The 17,966-nt window shown below is 33.4% G+C and carries 15 protein-coding genes and 1 pseudogene; 7 read left to right on the top strand and 9 right to left on the bottom strand.

The window, feature by feature from the left end; all coding sequences use genetic code 11:
• Positions 1–25: 25 nt before the first annotated feature.
• Positions 26–151 (bottom strand): type B 50S ribosomal protein L36, encoded by a 126-nt coding sequence (ykgO, locus tag ACFEL2_RS06840; RefSeq protein ID WP_094648811.1) that lies wholly within the window; start codon positions 149–151, stop codon positions 26–28.
• A gap of 333 nt (positions 152–484) precedes the next feature.
• On the opposite strand from ykgO, the gene ACFEL2_RS06830 reads away from it, so the two are divergent.
• Complete coding sequence (locus ACFEL2_RS06830; RefSeq protein WP_341751751.1) at positions 485–1,729, top strand: AmpG family muropeptide MFS transporter; 1,245 nt, start codon at positions 485–487, stop codon at positions 1,727–1,729.
• On the opposite strand, the gene ACFEL2_RS06825 is transcribed toward ACFEL2_RS06830, so the two are convergent.
• The 6 genes and pseudogenes from ACFEL2_RS06825 to ACFEL2_RS06800 all read right to left on the bottom strand — a co-directional run bounded on the left by ACFEL2_RS06825 (position 1,726) and on the right by ACFEL2_RS06800 (position 9,130).
• On the bottom strand, positions 1,726–3,951 hold the full coding sequence (locus tag ACFEL2_RS06825) for a Sca4 family protein (RefSeq protein ID WP_375331863.1): 2,226 nt from the start codon (positions 3,949–3,951) through the stop codon (positions 1,726–1,728). The genes ACFEL2_RS06830 and ACFEL2_RS06825 overlap by 4 nt on opposite strands.
• Positions 3,952–4,015: 64 nt before the next feature.
• A complete protein-coding gene (locus ACFEL2_RS06820) occupies positions 4,016–4,825 on the bottom strand; it encodes a division plane positioning ATPase MipZ (RefSeq protein WP_375331862.1) in 810 nt (269 codons plus the stop codon).
• Positions 4,815–6,326, bottom strand: a complete 1,512-nt coding sequence (locus ACFEL2_RS06815) for a leucyl aminopeptidase (RefSeq protein ID WP_375331861.1) — start codon at positions 6,324–6,326, stop codon at positions 4,815–4,817. Before ACFEL2_RS06815 ends, ACFEL2_RS06820 begins: the two co-directional genes overlap by 11 nt.
• 592 nt (positions 6,327–6,918) lie before the next feature.
• A pseudogene (locus tag ACFEL2_RS06810) lies at positions 6,919–7,107 on the bottom strand (hypothetical protein); the annotation flags it as partial.
• A 17-nt stretch (positions 7,108–7,124) separates the two neighbouring features.
• The gene (locus ACFEL2_RS06805) at positions 7,125–7,376 is read right to left on the bottom strand and encodes a CopG family antitoxin (RefSeq protein WP_341751756.1); all 252 of its coding nucleotides are present in this window, start codon (positions 7,374–7,376) and stop codon (positions 7,125–7,127) included.
• 254 nt (positions 7,377–7,630) lie between these two features.
• Positions 7,631–9,130 carry an Npt1/Npt2 family nucleotide transporter gene (locus tag ACFEL2_RS06800; RefSeq protein ID WP_375331860.1) on the bottom strand — a complete coding sequence of 500 codons (1,500 nt, stop codon included), beginning with the start codon at positions 9,128–9,130 and terminating at the stop codon, positions 7,631–7,633.
• A gap of 209 nt (positions 9,131–9,339) precedes the next feature.
• Between ACFEL2_RS06800 and ACFEL2_RS06795 the strand changes: the two genes are divergently transcribed.
• From ACFEL2_RS06795 to tgt, 4 genes are read left to right on the top strand one after another with little or no spacing between them, the layout of a single operon-like run.
• Positions 9,340–10,086 (top strand): outer membrane protein, encoded by a 747-nt coding sequence (locus ACFEL2_RS06795; RefSeq protein WP_341751757.1) that lies wholly within the window; start codon positions 9,340–9,342, stop codon positions 10,084–10,086.
• Positions 10,076–11,065 carry an alpha/beta fold hydrolase gene (locus ACFEL2_RS06790; RefSeq protein ID WP_375331859.1) on the top strand — a complete coding sequence of 330 codons (990 nt, stop codon included), beginning with the start codon at positions 10,076–10,078 and terminating at the stop codon, positions 11,063–11,065. The genes ACFEL2_RS06795 and ACFEL2_RS06790 overlap by 11 nt, the downstream gene beginning before the upstream one ends.
• Positions 11,062–12,246: an acetyl-CoA C-acetyltransferase gene (locus tag ACFEL2_RS06785; protein ID WP_375331858.1), complete on the top strand. Its 1,185-nt coding sequence runs from the start codon at positions 11,062–11,064 to the stop codon at positions 12,244–12,246. Before ACFEL2_RS06790 ends, ACFEL2_RS06785 begins: the two co-directional genes overlap by 4 nt.
• Before the next feature lie 2 nt (positions 12,247–12,248).
• The gene (gene tgt, locus ACFEL2_RS06780) at positions 12,249–13,334 is read left to right on the top strand and encodes a tRNA guanosine(34) transglycosylase Tgt (RefSeq protein WP_341751760.1); all 1,086 of its coding nucleotides are present in this window, start codon (positions 12,249–12,251) and stop codon (positions 13,332–13,334) included.
• A gap of 317 nt (positions 13,335–13,651) precedes the next feature.
• Here the strand turns inward: tgt and ACFEL2_RS06775 are convergent, their stop codons facing one another.
• Positions 13,652–14,011 carry a hypothetical protein gene (locus ACFEL2_RS06775; RefSeq protein ID WP_375331857.1) on the bottom strand — a complete coding sequence of 120 codons (360 nt, stop codon included), beginning with the start codon at positions 14,009–14,011 and terminating at the stop codon, positions 13,652–13,654.
• Positions 14,011–15,000, bottom strand: a complete 990-nt coding sequence (locus ACFEL2_RS06770; protein ID WP_375331856.1) for a hypothetical protein — start codon at positions 14,998–15,000, stop codon at positions 14,011–14,013. Before ACFEL2_RS06770 ends, ACFEL2_RS06775 begins: the two co-directional genes overlap by 1 nt.
• A gap of 392 nt (positions 15,001–15,392) precedes the next feature.
• On the opposite strand from ACFEL2_RS06770, the gene ACFEL2_RS06765 reads away from it, so the two are divergent.
• Both ACFEL2_RS06765 and ACFEL2_RS06760 read left to right on the top strand, forming a co-directional pair.
• The gene (locus tag ACFEL2_RS06765) at positions 15,393–16,475 is read left to right on the top strand and encodes an LptF/LptG family permease (RefSeq protein WP_341751764.1); all 1,083 of its coding nucleotides are present in this window, start codon (positions 15,393–15,395) and stop codon (positions 16,473–16,475) included.
• On the top strand, positions 16,472–17,962 hold the full coding sequence (locus ACFEL2_RS06760; protein ID WP_375331855.1) for a UbiD family decarboxylase: 1,491 nt from the start codon (positions 16,472–16,474) through the stop codon (positions 17,960–17,962). The genes ACFEL2_RS06765 and ACFEL2_RS06760 overlap by 4 nt, the downstream gene beginning before the upstream one ends.
• Positions 17,963–17,966: the final 4 nt, after the last annotated feature.

Here is a 17,966-nt window from a genome sequence, read left to right as displayed (position 1 = left end):
GCAAATTTCCCTGTAAATATACATTTTAGCCTTGCTTAGCTTTAAATCTTTTGATTTTCTTGTTTATTACAAGGATTTTACCTTTTCTTTTTACAACCTGACAATCTTTATCTCTTTTCTTTAAAGATTTTAACGAACTTACAACTTTCATATAAAACTATCCTTGGTATTACTTGCAAAAACCTAGAAAGTGATATAGTCAATTGATGAGAAGTTGGTGACGTCGTCACTCGTCGCTCGCCTATTACATATAGGCGTCGCTCCATCGCTCCTAGCACCAAATCCTCCTGAATTGACTATAAATCAACCTTCAAACTTTCACTAGCTTAAGTTTAAAAAGTAATAATAATATTTTTTATCAATTCAGTCAACCTAAAAACTTCTTTAGAGTAATTTAAAAGTCGGGATGTACTGCGATGTAGAGAAATCTAGCTTGTATAAAAAAATTATTACGGTATTCTAACTTTTTTCCAATATTAATTTTATGTTAACTCCTTTAAAATTATTCGTTATTTGGTTATTTGGACTAACTAGCGGGTTTACCTTAATGATTACAGGTAATACTTTAAACTACTGGTTGGCCAAGGAAAATATTGACTTACAATCTATTGGTATGTTTGCTTTTATCATAATGCCCTATTCTATTAACTTTTTATGGGCTCCTATTTTTGACACTATATATTTAGGTCAATTAAGAAAACTGCTTGGTCATAGATTATCTTGGATTTGTCTAATCCAGATTTTGTTGGCATTTACTATTTTTCTTTTAAGTACCATGAATCCTCACCACAGTCTAATATTGTTTGCACTAGTAGGCTTGATAATATCATTTTTAAGTTCAGCTAAAGATAGTATCCTAGGGGCTTTCAGAACCGAAATTATTGCAAAAGAATCTCAAGGAGCAGCTTCTGGAATTTATATTTTTGGCTACCGCATTGGTATGCTAATTTCAAGTTCTGGAGCTATCTATCTGTCAAGCTATTTAGGATGGAATAATATATATAAAATTTTTGCCATTTCTGTACTTGTTTGTTCTGCTATTTTGGTTACAAGTATCTTGCGGTTAGAACACGACTTAGCCTCAAAAACTTATCCAGATCATAAAATAAATATTTCAAACTTTGTACAAAATATCTTAAGACCTGTAGGGTCTTTTTCCTTAGTCTTTTTAATAATAGTTTTCCTTATTTTATATAGATTACCAGATGATTTTATTACTATGATGATGAACCCCTTCTTAATACATCTTGGTTATAACGAATTTGAAATAGCCAGTGCAGGGAAATTCTTTGGCATAATATCTACAATAATTGGTGGACTAATAGCCAGCTTAGTGATGAAAAAAAAGAATATCTTAGATAGCTTGCTGATATTTGGCGTAATTCATGCAATCGCACATACCTCACTTATTGTGCATGAGATTTATGGCAAAAATCTACCATTATTCTTTATTACCACAGTCTGTGAAGGTATAACTTGCGGGATGGCTATGACAGCTTACATTGCTTTTATAGCTTCAATATGCACAGGCAAATTTCGTGCCACTCAGTATTCATTTTTTTCTTCTATGATGGGATTTTCAAGATCGATTTTTCCAGCTCTTTCAGGATATATTGTCGTACAATTTGGATGGAAAAGCTTTTTTACATTTATTATTATAATCACAATTCCTTCTCTACTTCTGCTACTAAAAATCAGCTCACTATTAAAAGCAAAAATGAAATATTAAATGTAACCATGAGTTCTATTACGTTGTTGGTGTCGGGATAATGTCTTTTGTTTTGTTGATACTACTGTGTTTGTTTCAGGTGGAGTGTTGTTCACATGATGTTTTAAGCTACTCTGAATCTGTGTTAATTCACCTATAGAGTCGCTTGCCTCAAGGGGAATAATAGCTTGTGACATATTGATATTACATTCTTTATTTTTTGCTACTTCTTGTACCATTGCTTCATATTGACCTTTTGTTACAGGGATAGTGTAGATATTATTTCCTCTTTGTATATATCCTATAGCATCTTTATCATCCCAAGCAAACTTTAGTGATAATGGGTTGGTTATTTCCACTAGTTTTCCTTGCTTGTTATAGTGAACAGTAAAATAAAGTGCTTTCGAGCTTGCAATATTTTCACCTTTCTCGTTTTGTACCGGGAATGAAAGATGGACAGCTGTACTAGAGGGCTTGATTGTTAATGGTAGATTAATATTTCGATAATTACTAATCTCTCTCTCTGTTACACCATCTTCTAATATTACTTTCTTAGAGGTCTTTATATTAGTTTCTATTAATTTAAATAATTCTTCATCTTTGACTTTAATAACCCTTGACCTAGTAGAGGTTATGTTTGTTACTGTTTCTTGTTCGTTCCAAGTTAAAGGTTTAAAATGATTAGCCTGAAGGACTTTAGCATAACTTTGTACTTCATCATTCATGGCTTGTGCTATATTTGCTTTTACACTGGGGGCAGCCCAAGCCTTTTGTATTAATCCGTTGTTATTTTCTATAAACTCTTTAAACTCCTGAGAATTAGTAGCAAGACCTGCAACTGCAACTCCTTTATCCGTCTTAATATTTGCTTCAGCAAGGACGTGTTGTAATAGTGCTTGTTGTTTGGCAATAATTTCTTGTCTAAAGGCTAATGTTATAGAATCCACTTTGGAGGTTGAGGATTGAACATTAGTAGTTGTTGTTTCGTGAGTCAGCATAACGTCTAGTGCTTTTCTAGATATTTGCATAGATGGTTCGAGATCGCTTGTTTTTTTGGTCAGTAGCTGTTTTTCTTCTTGTAATATTTTTGCTATTTCTTTAATTAATAATACTTCTCGAGCTTTATAGTCTAAAATATACTCTATTTTATTTTCTTTTCTTAATTTTAATTTTTTGGTTTGGTTGATTATATTGTTAAAATAATCGGGATGTTCTTGGACTAATTCTCGTAATTTTGGTGTGTTAATTTTTCCTTTTGTTACTAAAAGACCCAATTTAATTTGCAACCCATATTCTTTTAATGATTGTTGTCTCTTTTGCATAGTCTCTTTAAGAGCATCTTTAACATCAGCAATCTTTATGTTTTCTGGGGCTATGTCCTTAAATTTCTGGTGCATTGCCATTTTCGCCCAATTTGCTAGTGCTTTATCACTATAATATTTTGATAATTCAGCAAAGCTATTATCAATAGTATCATTTAAATCAACTTGGGCAGTATCAAGTAAACCTTTTACAAATAACTCATTATACTTTAGGCTACTTGGGAATTCTCTAAAATGATTAGTTGGACCTAGTAAGGGCAGATGTCTAGACCAAGAATTTGGATGGATGTTATCCTCTAATTGGTCAAGACTTCCAGCAAAATCTATACGAACTAGTTTGGGAAGAATGGTAGAATCTTCGGGGTCTCTTATAACTCCTATGTTACCTGTATGAATATCAAAGTCACCTATTAATAAGCTAGTTGGAGCTATTTTATCAAAAGAACTATAATGAAGTTCTTCAAAAGCTTTGCTTAAAGTATTAGATAATAATTCTCTTGTTCCCATGAAAATCGGTCTTCCCCCATCTTTTCGAAGCCAACCACTTGGTTTAGTTTTTGTAGACATGTGTTTATCCATATCTACATACATATCACCACTATAATTCTTAAAAAATTCAGACCGTACATATACCTCAGAGCCATCACTTTGAAGTCCTCCTTCCTGATGTACTTTTTCGGTAAGATGATCAGGTACAGTGAGAGAAACTTTAGCTCCATGATTTGGGTTTGTTGCTTGAAAAATTTGTGAGCCTAGAAACTCTGATATATTTTTTCGAGAATCCCCTTCGCTTTTAATCATGGATAGAAGGTCATCAGAACTTTTGTATATTCCTCCTAATTCTCCACCATCATTAGCTCCAAGTGATTTCTTTGCCAAATAATTCCAACCGATAAATTTTGATATCAATGGTGTTGTCATATTATCCTCTTGGACTTTTTTGCTTCAGTTCGATATCGAACTAATGGTTATATTGATTATACACTCAAATAATTTCAAGAAAGTTTAAGAAATCTCGTAATTCTTGTCGAGCAGCTACGTGAGATATACTAAGTGTTTTTCCATGATTAGCTGTTGTTAAGTCGAGTAATGTTAATCCTTGTAAAAATAATTCCCGAAAAATTACTCTTTCACTAAAGCCTGGGGCAATTTTAAAGCTAATTCTTTTTGCTAATTGTTCAAGAGAAGTAGCAACCTTCCTTTTATTGACTGCATCCAAGTTGCTTAATCTATTACGCATTACAATCCAATTAATTGTTTCGCCATTACGGTTAGCCTTCTGCATTTTTTGTTCCCAAACCATTTGGCTATAGATTGACGGAGTAATAATTGACAAATTGTTAGCATTAACTTTACCTAGTACATCAAAATCAAGGAAACTGTCATTAATTGGCGTAATTATAGTATCAGCATAAGAGTGAGCTAGTCTTGATAAAAAGGAGTAGCTTCCTGGTGTATCGATTACTACATAATCTGCTTTTTTTGTCTGTTCAATTATTTGTTCAAACCTAGTTTTTTCGTCCTCTTCTTTAAGGTTAATGACTTGTTCTTGGCTTTCAGTTAAATGAACATGCTGAGGAACGGCAACCGTTTTGTCCGGATTCTTTAGATTATAGTCATCCCTATTCTTTAAATAATTTGTTAAAGAACCCTGACGTGAATCAGTATCAATACTAGCTACCGTATGACCATTATACAATAAGCCAGTAATTAGATGCATGGAGCAGGTAGTTTTACCCGCTCCACCTTTTTCATTACCAACTACAAAAATACGATTTGTTTGATTATTTTTCATAGTGATCTTGGATAAATTGGTTAAGAAGCCTTACACCATAACCTACTGCTCCTTTGGGACCAAGAGGATTACCTGTTTTATTATAGGCAACACCAGCAATATCAAGATGAGCCCAAACCATACCTTCCTTAATAAAATTTCCTATAAATTGAGCTGCCGTACAACTACCAGCCGCTCCAGGGACATTACCAATATTGGCAAGATCAGCAATGTCAGATTTAATCATTTCATCAAAATCTTTATGCAGAGGCATACGCCATAATTTTTCATTAACTTTATTACCAACCTCTATTAGCTTATTAGCTAATTCATCATTATTAGTGAAGCATCCAGCATAAGTTTTGCCAAGAGCAACAACGATAGCTCCAGTAAGGGTAGCAAGATCGATGACACATTGAGGTTTAAATTTTTCTTGAGTATACCAAATTGCATCAGCCAGGACTAACCTACCTTCTGCATCAGTGTTATCCACCACCACTGTTTTTTTAGACATAGTGGTTACCACATCTCCCGGTCGTTGAGCGTTACCTGATGGCATATTTTCCACAAGACCAACTACCCCAACCACGTTAACTTGGGCGTTACGACTAGCCAAAGCCATGATAGCTCCAACTACTGCGGCTGAGCCAGCCATATCATATTTCATATCTCCCATATTGGCTGCTGGTTTAAGAGAAATCCCGCCACTATCAAAAGTAACTCCTTTCCCAACGAAAGCTACAGGCGGGGTATCATCATCCAAACCATTATATTGCATTACTACAAGTTTAGATTCATTTTGCGAACCTTGTCCAACACCAAGTAAAGCCCCCATGCCAAGATTTTTCATTTCTCTTTCACCGATAACGGTAATTTCAACTCCTAATGGTTCAAGATTCTCTAATATCTTTTCCGAGTAAGATGAAGGAGTTTTGATATTGGCTGGTTCATTAATTATATCTCTAGCAAAGAATACTGCCTCAGCCAATGATTTTTTATCATTAAATAATTCTTCTGCTTTAGACTTGTCATCTATAGAAATCTCCAGAGAATCTACAACAAATTTTTCTCCTTCACTTTGGGTAGTTCTGTATTTATCAAATCTATATGAAGCAAGCAAACAGCCGCTAGCTATAAGCATCGCTACAACAGCTGGCTCATATTGTCCAATATTATGAGAGATTTTTATACCAATAGTTCTAATTTTACAGCAAGTACTACTGGATAAAATTCTTCCCCCGATCTCTTCAATACAAGAGGTCTTTAGTTTTGTTTCATCACCAATGCCAACTATGATTAAATATTTTATTTCCCCATCCTTAGCAACAGAGTTAACAATTTTAATTTGTCCAAATTTCCCAGCAAATACTAATTTATTCTGAATAGTTTTAGAAATTAAACCATGATGTTGTTGGTCAAGTAGCAATAACTCATTGTCTAATTTTAGTTGTTCGTTAATAAAAACTACAGTTGCTTGATTATTTGATAATTCTTTACTTATAAAGTTAATGTTATTGAGCATAAATTCCTATTTTTGAGAGGCTAATTTTATATATTCTTTTTGTAAGCGTAATAATCTGAATAATGGAAGTATATAAAAAACCCACTAATTAATAAAGTAATTCTTTAAGTCTTTAAATATTATATTCTAAAATTATCTTCCACTAAGTAGAAAAGTGATTAATTTCAATTATTTTTTTGTGGTAGAGTATATAAAAATAAATATTGCCAAGTGTGCGTTTAAGTAGGTGTAATAGTCCTCGATGTTTTAAGGGTGATGGTACTGGGCTTATTATCAATTTATTACATCGATACTTGAGGTTAATTAGTTTCTTTTAAATTAGATTTAATTTTGTCTGAATATAATTTTACCTATAAACCTTAACCTAAAAATTTCTTTCTTGCTTTTCTACTTGGAAATAGTGTTTTCAGGAAAATAGTGTTATCATCTTCTTTTATATAAGGTATACTGCTCGTAAATGAAGAGTTGGTAGACGAAGGTCAACTTCAAGAAGAGCTAGGAGTGTCAAAGTCGAGCAGCGGAGCGTACATTAGTACGTGAGCAGCGGAGACCTTTAGACACGACAACGCCAATTCTTGAAGTTCACCGAGTATACAGCATATATTTCAGTTAGTATCCTTACATATAGAATTTGCTGATCAGGATATTGTTCTTGATTATGATGTTTAGTTATATCTAATAGATTCCCATCTGCTATAGATTGAATTATTTCTTCAAAACCTATTCCTCTTTCAAGCAATAATTTTGAATTCTTTTCATAATTATATCTAAATTTAATCAACTTAAACTACCTAACAACTACAATTTTGTGGCTTCTTTATGAATTAACATATTAATATATGTTTGATATGCTAACCCAAGTTTTGAAGCCTTAATTTTTATAGCTTCAATATCCTGCTCAGCTACTCTTATAGTAATAGGATGCTTTCTCTTTAGGTGTGTTTTAGCTGCATTTTGAAATAGTTTAATATCATTTTGATTTTTAATACTAGGTTGTTCTTCAAAATTAATCTCTATATCCTGCTCATATTTATCTAATTTGTAGCTCATAGTTTGATATATTTTATTTAATATAATAATAAATAGTACATACTATGTCAATACATTATACGCGAATTCGATAAGCGAACAATAGTGTACTGCTCATAAATGAAGAGTTGGTAGACGATAGTATAACTTCAAGAAGAGCTAGGCAGTAGCAAAGTCGAGCGGCGTAGCGTACATGAGTAACTAGGCAGTTTCGGTCTTTGGTCGCGGGAACGCCAATTCTTGAAGTCCTACCTAAGTATGCATAGTGAAGTAGGCTAGGCAATTTTTTTATACTCAAAGTATATTTTTCTTACCGAGTGAATCCATACAATACAAACAATGGTAAATACCACCATTAAAAATGGTGATATAGAGCTAAAAGTAGCTGTTGGTATTAATGTGAAAATAATTGACTGTATTAACCCGCTCGAAGATTTACCAACCTTCGAGCTAATGACGTCTACAGCTGCCTTACCTTTTGTCTTTAGCTCTTGGTCAAGAGGAATATATAACATTTCTCTTGAGGTATCCCAAATTGAATATTTACTACCTTTCACTAGAATGTTTTGTAAAGCACCAATTGACACCGCAAGAGCTAAGGGTGTCATGAGAATGCTACTATCAAATATCGATAATACTTGGTGGTCAAATACGATTAAGATAAAAAACAATATACCAGTAATCATCATGACAATTGGCGGAATTACTGCAGCAACAAACCAGCCATGGCTACGCATTATATTATTGCCTATTATAGTCATTACCATAATAGCAACTCCAGTCCAAAGAATGTAAAGACTATTGAATTCTGCATAACTATTAACAGTGGGGTATAATTCCTTAATTTTTGCTTTCCATACTGCTTCTACCAAATTCATTGATAAACCAAAGGCAGCAGAGCAAATTAGCATTAACCATAAATATTTTGATCTTGTTATATATTTAAAACTTTCAATTAAACCCATGCCTTCTTTAGTAGATCTACCACTTTTAGCATTTGCATAAAATGTTGGATTTGTAAAAACATTTTTGGTAATAAATTTTACAAGTAAACATGATATAACAGCAGAAACTACCACGAGACTTGTTGATATTTTTATAAGTGTAGTTTTGTTGTCCGATACGGTTAAAAAATATTTAGCAATACTGTTCTCAGATGATAAGTTCATCATCAAAAAGCCTACAAATATTAAAGAAGAATTGCCAAATAATGAAAAAAGCGTGTAAAACCTTTTTGCTTCTTCTGTTGTAGTAAGTTCATTAGCAAACTGCCAAAAAAGTAAAACATAAAAGATATTTGGCCAAAGTTCAGATAATGTATAGAAAACCATATAACTCCAATTACCAATTAAAGCTATATACCATTTAAGATGAGGATAAGTTCCCATAATTTGTTCTAGTGAATTTGGACTAATATGGAAAATATCGACATTTGGATAAATAATGAAAGCAAAAAGAATGAAGAATCCAACAAAAAAAGTGATTAAATAGCAAAAAATCTTTTCAAAACTAAAATGATTAAGCATCTTAGCATAGATTATAACGAATAAAGCTGCTGCAGGTGTTACACAATAAACTTTAGTAAAACTTACTACTTCAGCACTAATCTCTGAAATTAAAATACTATCTTTTAAAATTCTTAATATGTTTTGATTGAATAGGACACAGAACATCAGGCCGCACATAGGTATGAATTTTCCAAGCTCATGATTATGGATAGGCCAAAATATAGTTCTGAATTTGCTTTTAAATAAGTTTGACTGTATACTAGTCATAATAAGGATTCCCTAAGACAAAAAAAAAACTTGAGGACTATGTTCAAGAGTTTCTCTATAATGGCTTAAGGCTATTATGAAAACCAAAGAAAGTTAGGAACTTATATATTATTAGCCTCCCTATGTCAAGATATTTTAATTTAGCTTGTATAGCAAGATAGGAGATGCTATAACTCTTTATGTCTATATAGAAAATCTAACGAGAGTATATGAGAAAACTATTGTTATTAATCGCTGTTGCAACTTCTGTTATTTTGACTTCTACCATATCAATAGCAGATGAAAATCAATTTTATGTAAAAGCAGAAGTTGGTGCAACAATATTAAGTGAAGGAAGTGAGGCTAACTCTAATATACGAAAGAAGCACTATCCAATTAAGGCTATTTCTGGTTTTGGTGTAGGCTATTATGTAATGAATAATGTTAGAGTAGATTTAACACTCGATTTTGTTCCAAAATTGGAAAGCAGTAAGATTGATAAGAATATTCTAAATATTGTTAGGAATGACAATAAGACACTACCGAAAATATCTCACACACGTGCAGAAGTAGCACATAAAGCCAAAGTAGAGTCATTGTTACTTAATAGTTATATTGATTTGTATGGTGTAGGTATTGCCAAGTTCTTTATAGGAGCAGGTGTTGGAATGGCTCAAATAAAAGAAACAATAACAGCTACTGTGAAACACAGCGATACAGTCACAAACCCAATGGTAGCAGTTTCTGTGTCTTCTAAGAAGGCTAATAATTTTGCCTATCAGTTGACTATTGGGACGTCTATCAATGTGCTTGATCATGTAAATTTTGATGTTGTATATAGTTGGAGAGATTATGGAAAAGTACCATCTAAGCAATATAAATATAATGATACTGAAAAGAAATATAGCACTGCTGAAATGACTAAAAATTCTTACAGAACTCATAATGTGATTGCTGGCATAAGATTTGATATATAATAATAAATATCAAGAATATTTTGATCAATATAATGATTATTCATCCAAATATTTATTGGGTAATAAGTATTGTTCCTTGGGTAAAAAAATAACTAAAACAAAATATTATCAAATTTTATATTATAAAACACTGGCATCGCAAGATTGCATTATTAGTAAAAAAAGAATATTCTTAGTTATTCCTTCGATCTTTAACTCCCCGGAAATTCTCTTCTTAGCTAAATCAAAAAGCTTTGTTGATAACTTAAGACATTGTGGTGAGGTGTTTCTAGTTGATTGGTTTGAAGTTGATGAAGCTGATTATTTGTTAGAAGACTACGTAAAGAGGGTAGTTGAAATTATTAGCAATTTAAGACAAAAAAAGTATCAAATAGACTTAGTGGGACACTGTATCGGTGGTATTATAGGAATGGCAGCCACTATAATAATACCAAACATGATAAGAACATTAACATTACTTTCAACTCCTTGGGATTTCTCCCATTTTGCTACAGCAAGGAATATATACCAATATCTTGGTCTAGATTATTATGTACGAAATTTGCCAATGATCCCTAAACTACATATTCAGATTCTTTTTTTCCTATTAATGCCAAATTATTTCAGTACAAAACTTGATAAATTTTTTACCATAACTGTACCAAAAATAAGAGATTTATCTTTTAGAGTAGAAAATTGGTTGATGTCTGGAACTGCTTTGTCTAGAAATACATATATACAAATTATGGATGATGTAGTAGGCAATAATATGCTTGCAAAACTTCAATGGAAAGTCAACAATATCACCATTGATCCGACATTAATAAATAAACCAGTATATCAAATAATTGCAAGTAATGACAAAATAGTACCAAAATCATCTATGTTATCCTTACACAAATTATTTAGAGAATCTATGATCTTCGAAGTACCAAGTGGTCATATTAGCTATTTGATTAATAACAATTTAGATATCTTATTTAAGGAGTATACTCGATGAGTAAAAAGGCAGTTTATATAACTCATGCAAAAAGAACAGCAGTAGGATCTCTGCTAGGAAGCTTAGGATCAATTCCAGCAACTAAACTTGCAGCTATCATTATAGAATCAATTTTAAAAGATAGTAAACTAGATCCAGCTATTATTAATGAAGTAATAATGGGACAGGTAATCACTGGTGGCGTAGGACAAAATCCTGCTAGGCAAGCTCTAATCCAAGCTGGATTACCTAAAGAAGTTACAGGCTTCACAGTTAATAAAGTATGTGGATCTGGGTTAAAAACGGTATGTTTAGCAGCAAGTAGTATTATTGCAGGTGATAATGAGATTGTGATAGCTGGTGGGCAAGAGAATATGTCTTTGGGTTTACATGGAGCGTATATTCGTGCTGGTCATAAGTTAGGTAGCACACAAATGGTAGATTTGATGCAGTATGACGGTTTGACCGATGTATTTTCTAATAATTTAATGGGAATTACCGCCGAAAATATATCTAAAAGATTTAATATTACTAGAGAAATGCAAGATGAGTTTGCACTAAAATCACACCAAAAAGCACGTGAAGCACAAGCAGAAGGTCGTTTTAAAGACGAGATCTTACCAGTAGAAGTTAAGATGCAAAAAGCTACATTAATATTTGATCAAGATGAGGGAATTAGAGCTGATATTAAATTAGAAGTTCTAGCTAAACTACGTCCAGCTTTTGACAAAGAAGGTACTGTAACAGCTGGTAATGCTTCTTCTATTAATGATGGAGCAGCTTGTTTAATGGTAGTATCTGAAGAAGCATTAAAGAGATATAATCTAAAACCTCTTGTTAGAATTGTATCATATGCTGAAGTAGGGGTAGAACCAAATATTATGGGAACAGGTCCAGTACCAGCATCGAAGAAGGCTTTGGACAAAGCTGGTTGGAAAGTAGAAGATTTGGACATAATAGAAGCTAATGAAGCTTTTGCCGCTCAAGCTATTTATGTAAATCAACAGATGAATTGGGATATTAATAAAGTCAATATGAACGGAGGGGCTATTGCTCTTGGTCATCCAATAGGAGCAAGTGGGGCAAGAATCTTGGTAACATTAATTCATCAAATGCAAAAAATTAACGCGAAAAAAGGGCTAGCAACACTTTGTATAGGTGGAGGGATGGGGATAGCTATGTGTATTGAAAAGGTAAATTAATAATGCAAAAATTTTCATTTGACTTAAAGTTTCAACATAAAAAAGCAAGAACTGGTGTTATTACTACTAGGCACGGTCAGATACGTACCCCAGCTTTTATGCCAGTCGGTACGAAAGGTACGGTAAAAGCCATGTTGCCCGAAGCAGTGGAGTCTACCGGAGCTGATATAGTACTTGGTAATACTTATCACTTAATGTTGCAGCCAACTGCTGAAAGAATTGCTAAGCTTGGGGGCTTGCGTAAATTTATGAACTGGTCAAAGCCTGTACTTACTGACTCAGGTGGTTTTCAGGTCATGTCCCTATCGAAATTACGTAAAATTACCGAAGAAGGTGTAATTTTTAACTCTCATATTGATGGTAGTAAGCATATGTTAACTCCCGAACGTGCAACTGAGATACAATATCTTCTTGATAGCACTATTACTATGGCGTTTGATGAATGTACCCCATATCCTGCAACATTTGAGCAAGCAAAATCATCTATGGAGTTGACATCTAGATGGGGAGAGAGGTCAAGAAAAGCCTTTGTTCAAAGAGAAGGTTATGGTCAATTTGGTATTGTACAGGGGAGTATATATCAGGAGTTACGTGTTCAGTCAGCACAGAATTTGGTAGAATTAGATTTTGAAGGGTATGCTATCGGAGGTCTAGCAGTAGGTGAGGGGCAAGAACTAATGTTCAATGTGTTAGACTATGCTCCGGATTTGTTACCTAAATATAAGCCAAGATATCTTATGGGGGTTGGTAAACCAGATGATATTATTGGTGCGGTTGCAAGGGGAGTAGATATGTTTGATTGCGTTATTCCAACCCGCTCGGGTCGGAATGGTCAAGCTTTTACCAAATATGGTATAGTAAATATTCGCAATAGTAAATATAGTAGCGATCATGAACCTCTAGAATATGATTGTCCATGCCCAGCATGTAAAAATTATAATAAAGCTTACTTACATCATTTGGTAAAGGTAAAAGAGATTCTAGGGGCGGTACTTATGACGTGGCATAATTTGGTGTATTTCCAAGAATTAATGTCAAGAATAAGACAATATATTCAACAAGGGAAAGACTTTGATTTTATCAATTAGTTCAGAGGGATAATTTTGTTAAAACGGTATAGCTAACCCGGATAAGTTCTTGATATACTGCTCGTAAATGAAGAGTTGGTAGACGAAGATCAAAATCAACAAGTGCTAGAAGTGTCCAAGCCGAGGAGCACAGTGTACATTAGTACGTGAGTACCGCAGGTCTTGGACAACGACAACGCAATTGTTGATTTTCATCGAGTATATTGTTATAAGCTTCTAAATGTCTATTAGCGAGTAGCTATCTAGAACCTTAACGGGTTAGCTATAGTATTGGTGCTTTGCTTTTTTAACAATATTTCTACTGTTCTTTTTACAACTTATAGTGGCGCTTCTGATAAATCTGCATCTCCTGACCCATTACCCATTAAATCGGTGCCTTCTACATTAGTTACTGAAAAAACAAATGTAGGGTATGGTTCTTCTGTTTTACTACAATACTCCTGGCAAATAGCAGTACCTTTTTTGTAAATATAAGTAGCAATACCACCTACCGTAATTACTACAATCGCAGCTGAACCTGCAGCTGTCAATATATCTTTCAGCGACCATCCTTGACCTTCAGTAGTTTGTTTGTGTGGTGCTGCTGTAGGAACAGAACCCCTATTAAATGGAGCATTATGAGGTTCTAGGTTGGGTGTGTTTTCTTCCGTTATAGTGGTAGGTGTATTTTCTTCCATTATAGTGGTAGAGTTCGCTGTAGGAGTGGAATTTTCTGCAGAGCTAGGGGAGATGGCTCAATGGTAGTACGTGCTGCTAGTAATTCTTCTAGAGCAGCTTTCTGTTCAAGGGCTTGTGTAAAATTTGGATCTACCTCAAGAGCCTTGTTGCATTCTGTTAGAGCTTCTTGATATTTACCAGCAGAACTCAATCCATTGCACTCATTTAAATGTTGATAACGTGGTGAAAGTGGCAAATCACATGTGTGACGCACTGGATAACTCCAGTGGTAGCCGCCCACCCAAACAGAACTTTTATATAAGAAGTCTATCTCTGCCATTTGTCCGTTATTAAGACTTCTTACCTGTAGATCTTTTAATAAATACCCCCAATTAAAGCTTTCTCCTTCATCGCTTGAAACAAATGATTGACCTTTGTGGCAAGGTTCATTATAACACTTTTTAAATAACTCGCCCCACTCTATATGCCCGTTAGCGGGATGTCTTTTCACTCCAACTGCCAAACAGTTCTGATTTGACAAAGTAATGGATTGTACTTCTGATATATCCCCCACACCACGTTTACCTCTATGATGAACTGCATCGGAGTTATCTGTAGGTTCTGCAGATGGGTGGTTATGGTTATATCCAGTAGGGAGTGCACCAACAGCCTTTAATACTTCACTAGCGGCTAGTGTTAAGACAACCGCTTTGGGGATAGTTGCAAGAACATCAGCAGCAGCAGTAGTAAGCCAACTACCTGTATTAGAAGAAGGGGAAGGAGCAGTGATGACTCCAAGCTTTATAGCTGCGTCTTTCATGTTTTCTGATAGTAAGTCTTCACCGTATTTCTTTATAGTTCCTCTCAGATGAAACTTTTTATTTGTATCATTTAATTGGTCAAAATTTTTCGTATCATCAAAATACTTTGGGGTAAGGTCACCGTTGTTGTCACGATAAGGATTTGTCTGTAAATTTTTTTGTTTAGAATGTCTATGATTTTTTGACATAAAAAATTGTTTCCTATTTAATAATATTCAGTTTAACAAGATAGTTAATATAAACTATTTAAATTGATAAAATAGCTTTTTTTATATAGGAGTCAAGGTTTAGTTTCAAAGCTACCCTGGCTAGCTGATAAAAAATAACATAGTGATATTTTATAGTTACCCTGACTAGCATTACTCCGCTATTAGCGAGGAGGCATTTTAGGTGGCAACGAATGAGTTATATAGAACCTTAATGGGTTATAAAACAATAATTTTTTAAAGCAGAAGGTATAATTGTATTTTTTAACTTAGTGGATAGAAATTTTATAGTATACTACATGGATTTGGTAGATAATAGTACTGTGATAACTCATTTGAGTATACATATTTGAAAGACTATAAATGATTACAGAATGTTAATATATAAACGTTATATAATAAGAAATATTGTACCATCCTTGGTGATAATTATTTTCTCGATCACTAGCCTTGTATGGATTACTCAGATATTAAAGTTTTTGTACTTAATTGATAAAGGAATAAAAGCTCAGGATTTCTTAAATTTAATTATTTTAGTTATTCCATCTTTGCTATTTATTTTGCTACCTTTTGCAACTATTATCACTATTATTTATACTTATAATGCTTTAAGTGAGAGGCGTCAGATAATTATTCTGCAAAATTTGGGATTAAGTAATATACAACTAGCTAGTCCAGCATTGATTGTAGCTTTGACAGTTACGTTATTTGCTTATTATATTTCGATTAGTTTATTGCCATTATCTTATGCAAAGCTTAAATCAGATCTTAATTTCATGAAAAATAATTATGCATCCACTCTACTAGATGAGAAGACATTTAATACAATTTCTAAAGATATCACAGTTTATTTTGATAAAAAATTGGCTGATGGTACTATGAAAGATTTAATCCTTTTTGATAATCGTAAACATGATAATCATGCAATTTTATTTTCTAGATCGGGGATATTTAAAATATATAATAACTCTTCGTTTTTTCAACTAAAAGATGGAGTTAGGCAGGTATATGATTATAATGGTAATTTAACTAATTTATCATTTGATGTTCTAACAGTAGAATTAGTCAGTAATGATGCTAAAAGATTGGTAAAGGAAGAGTATAGTCGAGAAATCAATGAATATTATATTCATGAATTATTAAAACCCAACAATAATCTATCAAAGCAGAGACAGATTAAATTAGTTGCTGAGGGACACCAAAGATTGATTTGGCCAATGTATAATTTTGTACTTGTTTTTCTAACATTGTCGGTTTTTTTAAGACAGCCTTATAATAAAAAATCTAGTCTGAGGCAGATTCTAATTACAGCACTTTCTGCAATAATTATCACATATTTACACTTTGTATTACAAAATCTTGCTTCTAAAGATTCAAATTTTATCTTTGCTTGTTATGCTAACATTATTATCGCTATTATTTTAAGCCTGTATTTATATTTTCGTAAAATTATATGAGTTTTCAAGATTTACCACAATTCCTAAAAATTTTAGAGCAAAATGGTCTCCTAAATCGTATATCTTATCCTGTATCATCTAACCTTGAAATAACAGAAATCAGTAGAAGAGTTTTAATAAAAGATGGTCCTGCTCTTTTGTTTGAAAATGTTATTAGAGATGATGGGACTAAGTCTGATATGCCAGTTTTAACTAATTTATATGCCAGCACGCAGCGGATTGCCTTAGGACTTGGTTTAAAAAATACAGAAGAGTTGAGGAAATTTGGTGAATTGCTAGCTTTTCTTAAAGCACCAGAACTACCTTCTTCCTTTAAAGAAACCTTTGCTATGTGGCCACTCGCCAAAAGAATATTGGCTATGTCACCCAAGATTTTGTCAAAAGCTCCTTGTCAAGAAGTGATAATTAATGATCCTGATGTTAATATATTGCCGATACAAACCTGCTGGCCTCTTGATATTTCACCACTACTTACTTGGTCAATAGTTGTTACAAAAGGACCTAGCTTAGAAAAAATAGATAATTTTAACCTTGGTATATACCGAATGCAAGTAGTAGAGCGTAACAAACTTATTATGCGCTGGCTTAAAATGCGAGGTGGAGCTCAGCAACATAAGCGTTGGCAATCAGCAAAGATTGATCCTTTCCCTGCTGCAGTGGTTATTGGGGCAAGTCCTGCCGTGACTATGGCTGCTGTTATGCCGCTACCCGATAATATGTCCGAGTATAATTTTGCTGGATTATTAAGAGGTAAGTCAATTGAACTGGTAAATTGCGTCAGTATAGATATGAAAGTGCCAGCTCATAGTGAAATTGTTATTGAAGGGCATGTAAGTTTTGATGAATATCTACCAGAAGGACCATTTGGTGATCATACAGGTTACTATAATGACGTTGAATATTTTCCAGTATTTAATGTTAAGACTATTACCATGAAAAGACAACCTATATATTTAAGTACTTATACTGGTAAACCCCCAGATGAGCCATCTATACTTGGTGAAGCATTAAATGCAATGTTTATTCCGATAATTCAACAGCAATTTCCAGAGATCGTTGATTTTTGGTTGCCACCTGAGGGTTGTTCTTACAGAGTTGCTGTGGTATCTATTCGTAAAGCTTATGCAGGTCATGCAAAAAGAATAATGATGGGGATTTGGTCATTTTTAAGACAATTCATGTATACAAAATTTATTATTGTGGTAGATGATGATATAGATATTCGTGACTGGAAAGAAGTGGTTTGGGCAATATCGACTAGGGTGGATCCTTCTAGGGATACTACTTTTATTGATAATTCACCAATAGATTATCTTGATTTTGCCTCACCTGTGTCTAGCCTTGGTAGTAAAATGGGAATAGATGCAACTAATAAAATAGTCCCAGAAACTAATAGAATTTGGGGTAAGAAAATAGAAATGACTAGTGAAGTTGTGGAAAAGATTGACAAAATTTGGGATATGCTTGGTATATCCGCAAAAACTTGAAATA

This window comes from Candidatus Tisiphia endosymbiont of Temnostethus pusillus (assembly GCF_964264675.1).
In the GTDB taxonomy this organism is placed as follows: domain Bacteria; phylum Pseudomonadota; class Alphaproteobacteria; order Rickettsiales; family Rickettsiaceae; genus Tisiphia.
Note: the sequence above shows the minus strand (reverse complement) of the source record. Positions and strands in the feature narration are given on the sequence as shown.